Annotated in this window: 1 protein-coding gene; it reads right to left on the bottom strand. The window is 48.0% G+C overall.

The features are described from left to right. A partial coding sequence (locus R7Z49_RS27225; protein WP_318112781.1) for a MotA/TolQ/ExbB proton channel family protein occupies positions 1–535 on the bottom strand: 535 nt, incomplete at both ends.

Genomic DNA, 535 nt, shown 5'->3' with positions numbered 1-535 from the left:
CTCCTTAAAGATTGTTCTACTTGGATCGCTTTACGTTCACATACTTTGCTTAAACGAGCATGTACAAACATGCCCGCCAATGCTGCGACCATACCTGCCATAGTAGGCAGCGTTGCTAAAGAGATGCCCGAAGCCATCAATTTTGGATCGCTGCTGCCTTGTGAGGCCATCACGTCAAAAACGGTAATCATGCCAGTGACAGTACCCAACAGACCAAGCATGGGACAAATGGCCACCAATAGCTTGATCGTCGAAAGGTTTTGGCGCAATTCGATTTGTGCCTTTGCAATCCATCCATCGCGGATTTGATGTGCATACCAAGAGTGGTGCTCTGACCGTGCCAGCCACTGTTCACGAAGCTGTTTGTTTACCTTAGGAAATACCGTCGTTAAGTAAACCACTCGCTCCATAACCAGTAACCAACACACCGCTACAACGGCAGCCAACCACCATAGGATTTGGCCACCTTGCTGCATAAAGCTCATCAAGGTATTGGCCCAATCCTCACTGATCAAACCCAAAGTGTTGAGTAGGA

This window comes from Vibrio sp. 1562 (genome assembly GCF_033340155.1).
GTDB lineage: Bacteria > Pseudomonadota > Gammaproteobacteria > Enterobacterales > Vibrionaceae > Vibrio > Vibrio alginolyticus.
Note: the sequence above shows the minus strand (reverse complement) of the source record. Positions and strands in the feature narration are given on the sequence as shown.